Origin of the sequence: Kocuria palustris, from assembly GCF_007666205.1 — a bacterium.
Taxonomy (GTDB): Bacteria; Actinomycetota; Actinomycetes; order Actinomycetales; family Micrococcaceae; genus Kocuria; species Kocuria palustris_A.
Window position 1 is genome coordinate 1 of record NZ_VDOR01000031.1, and the last position, 3,977, is coordinate 3,977.

Here is a 3,977-nt window from a genome sequence, read left to right on the forward strand (position 1 = left end):
GGGGGCTCTTTCGCGGCCCCGCTGTCGTCTGTCTCCGGGAGCGCAGTCGCCAGCACCCCGCAGGGCCTGAGGCGGCCGGCGAGCGCACGAGGGCCACCGACGATGCTGCCGCCTCGTCCCCTGGACCGCGAGGCGCACCGGACAGAGCCGAACGCTCATTCGTCCTCGGCGTCGCCGGCGGGGCCGAGTCGGCCGGCGCTCTGCTCGAGCACGGCCCGGCGCGTGTGCTCGCGGTCCTCCTCGGTGGCGCCGTCGATCTCCCAGACCCGGTAGTCCTGGAGCAGCGCCTCCGGGCGTGCGGTGACGAAGAGGATGACACCGGGATAGGTCTCGAGGACCTCTCGCACGAAGCGCTGCCCCTCGTCGTCCAAGCCCACGCTGATGTTCTCGAGCACGAGGACGGGCGGCTCGCCCTGGAGCGCGCGGGCCAGCTTGAGGCGGGTCAGATCCGATGCGGACCAGCCGGAGCCGTCGTTCTTGAGCCTGGCGCCCAGGCCCTTGGGCTCGCGTCGGACCCGCTCGGAGAGGCCGACGCGATCGAGGATCCTGTGGACCTCGCCGTCCTCGGTCCCGGGACGGCGGTAGGTGACGATGCGTCGGATCGACCCCTGCTCCAGCGGCACGTCGAGGGAGGCGTAGCCGACCATCTTGCGACGCTCCTTGCGAGGCGCGCGCACGTAGTCCAGCCCGTCGATCAGCACGTACGGAACGTCCTCGTCATGCTGCTGATCGGCCAGGCTCTCGCCGGCCATGAGCAGCCGCTGGATGGCCGCGTGCGGTCTGGCCGAGTGCTCGGAGATCATGCGGAGGCGAGCGCCGGGGGCGGCATCGATATCCGGCAGAGAGGTCCCCAGGACGGTCAGGCCCCGCACGTGCAGGCCCTCGTGGTCCGCGATCGACTCGACGGCGCCGTCGTTCCACGCCCGCTCGCGACGCCGCTCCGCTCGTGTGAGCTGGATGGCCTCGTCGAGCACGGGCGCGAGGATGCGTCGAGCGGCCTTGTAGTTCTGCCGGTACTCCACGACGCGGCCCAGATCGGCCAGGGGCGTGGAGATGATGCCGAGCAGCGTCATCACGGAGGCCACTCCCGCCGCGTCGATCACCCCCATCATGGACAGGAGCACGACCATCACGGTGCACAGCGACGCGGCCGTGACGGTCAGCGACCGGATGAATCCGGTGACGCGGGCGCGGTCCACCGCCGCGTCGACGACCCTGCTCGAGTTCCGGTCGACGGCCTTGAGCTCCCTGTCCACGGCCCCCGCGATCTGGATCGACTCGCCGGCGCGGACGGTGTCGGAGATGTGCGAGGACATGCGGCCGCGGCGGCGGCGCAGCAGGCGCGCGCGGTCGAATGCGATGGCGGAGAGCTTGGGGACGGAGGCGGCGGTCAGCAGCAGCGGCAGCGAGACGGCCGCGGCCACCCGCCAGTCGATGAAGCACAGGGCCCCGATGATGACGATGACCAGCGGGAGGCCCGTGGCCAGGGGGACGATGCCCTGCGCGATCCAGCTGCGGATGGCGGTGAGGTCGTTCGAGGCGCGGGTGACGATCACGCCGAGGGACTTGTTGCCCTTCTCGCCGAGGATCGCCGAGGCGATCAGCCGCCGGCGCTGCTCGAACACGTAGTCCTGCCCCAGCTGCTCGGCGACGATCCGCTCCATCCAGCGCGCCAGGCCGATCCCGAGCACGGAGAGCAGCAGGAGGGCCAGGAGGTCCCAGCGCCTCTCGGACGTCGAGAGCACGGCCCCCACGCTGAGGGCCATGACCAGGGCGAAGACCGCCTGGAGGACGCCGAGGGCCACCAGGGACACCAGGAGCCGCCGGCGGCGTCCGCGCCACACCGGCGGCATCCTGGGGGTGGTCTCCTGCTGCCGTGCCATCACGGGCCCAGTCAACCAGCGATCCTGCGCGCTCAGGCCTGCTGGGGGGTCGGTGCGCCGACCGCGCCCGGGCGGACGGCCTGCCGCGCGCGCAGAGCGACCGCCTCGAGGGGGTCCTGCAGGGCGAAGGTGCCGACGACCGGGACGGCGAAGTCGGAGAGGACGGTGTGCGCCTCGGTCGTGGCCAGCGGCGAGGAGGTCATCACGCCGGAGGCGGCGGACACCCGCAGCCCGGCGTCGACCAGCTCGTGGACACCTGCCCGAGCACCGAGGGCGTCGGTCGCGGCGAACATCACGTGGTCGATCGTGGCCTGGAAGATGTCGTCGCGCAGCAGCCGGGCCGTCTCCTCCTGGTAGACGCCGTCGGCGATCTCCACCACGACGACGTCCGTGTCGGCCTCCGTGAGCGCATCGACGAGGTTCACCGTCAGCGCGCGGAGGTCCTCCATGGGGGCGCGGAAGGTCGTGGGGTAGCCGAAGTCGGTGAAGTCCAGGACCCTGGATGCGCCGGCATCGCCGTAGATCATCGGATCGTTTCCCGCTCCGGTGCCGGTGATCTTGCCCGCGCCGACCTTCAGGCCGCCGTTGACCAGGCCGTTGATGAGGCAGGCCATCAGGGTGGACTTGCCGGAGTTCATGGAGGTCCCCAGGATCCCGATGACCTCGGGGCGAGCGGTCCGGTCCCCGGCAGGGCCCGCCACGGGCTCATTGAGGTACGGAGCGTAGCGCTCGAGGGTGACCACGCCGGTCTCGTCGGCGACCAGCCCGAGGGGGCGGATCTGCGTGGGGGAGGCCATCTTGTCGTGCGAGGCGGTCACCATCCCGGCGATGCCGCCGGCGGCGACCAGGTGCAGCGGCTCGAGCGAGTCCGGGACGTGGGCCAGGAACTGGTCGGCGGCGTACCGGTTGCCGTAGGCCAGGATGACGAGGCGGCCCTCGAAGAGGATGGCCTTCCGGGACTCCGGGGTCTCGATCCGCTTGTGATTGCCGATGCGGGTGACCTCGGCGATCACGACGTCGCCCGGCTCCGGGTGCACGTCGGTGCCGGAGACCAGGTGGAACCGCGCCGGATCGTGCGACATGGCCTGGGCGACGTGGCGGGTCGTGTACGACGGCTGGAAGCGCGCCGGCAGGCTCGAGCGCACGGTGCGGTCCTCGTCGTTCATGGCGGCCTCGTTCATGTCGTGTGTGGGGAGCATGCGGGTCAGGGGCTGCGTGGTCATCTCGGATCCTCTCGGTGAGCTGTTCGCCGCTGATGAGACAACCCGACGAGGATGAGGCGCTCATGAAGCGCTGATGAGTGCTCTCTCATCTCGCGCTGACTCGCGCGGATCCCCCCGCCCGCCGCGGAACGGGGATCCGGCAGAGGGCAGAGCGCCGCCCGCCGCCGCTCACCGAAGGGGCAGCAGCGAGCGCACCGCCGGCCGCTGCCGTCCCAGGGGGAACAGGGGCAGGTACGAGAAGCCGGAGAGGTTGTACTTGAACCTGATCCCCATGGTGACCCGGATGCCCCAGTGCATCCCCAGGGCGCCGAGGGCGAAGACCTGGCCGAGCCTCCTGTCGGCCAGCGCCGCCGGTGCCCCGAGCTCGACGAGCAGCGCCATCACGGCCAGCGCCCCGAACCGGGCCCTGCTCCGGTACAGGGCGCCGGCCATCGCGGGGGCGACCGAGCCGAAGACCTCCTTGCGGACGGCGTCGGCGCCGATCTGCTCGCGCAGCGTGCTTCCCGTGGCCCACCGCCAGCCCTGAGGGCTGCGCAGCTTGGCGACGCCCGAGATGAAGTAGACGGCGACGGTCGCGATGTTCAGCGCCGTGGCCGGGGCGCCGTAGGCCCGCTCCAGGCCGTGCGGCCGCTGGGGGCGCCCGCTCAGGGCGTTGTCCAGGGACAGGGCGTCCGCGGCCGGCGAGAGCCCGAGGATCACCTGGTGCATGGTCAGCTGGTTGTCGTTGTGCAGGATCATCCCCCAGGAGTTGCGGTAGGAGATGGTCCACAGCTGCAGGAGGGAGTTCAGCGGCCCGGTGAGGCGGTGGGCTAGTTGTAAGAGGGCATGACGTTATTGGCAGGGGCCGGGACGCGTGAGGCCGGGGGATGAT

General features: G+C 71.4%; 3 protein-coding genes. All 3 read right to left on the reverse strand.

From position 1 onward, the window contains the following. Positions 1–155: 155 nt before the first annotated feature. Positions 156–1,883, reverse strand: coding sequence for an ABC transporter ATP-binding protein (locus tag FSY66_RS12315; RefSeq protein WP_144795367.1), 1,728 nt, complete (start codon positions 1,881–1,883; stop codon positions 156–158). Between the two features lie 32 nt (positions 1,884–1,915). Continuing rightward, on the reverse strand, positions 1,916–3,106 hold the full coding sequence (locus tag FSY66_RS12320; protein ID WP_260853683.1) for a DUF1611 domain-containing protein: 1,191 nt from the start codon (positions 3,104–3,106) through the stop codon (positions 1,916–1,918). 168 nt (positions 3,107–3,274) lie between these two features. Further along, positions 3,275–3,844: a hypothetical protein gene (locus FSY66_RS12325; RefSeq protein ID WP_144795369.1), complete on the reverse strand. Its 570-nt coding sequence runs from the start codon at positions 3,842–3,844 to the stop codon at positions 3,275–3,277. Positions 3,845–3,977: the final 133 nt, after the last annotated feature.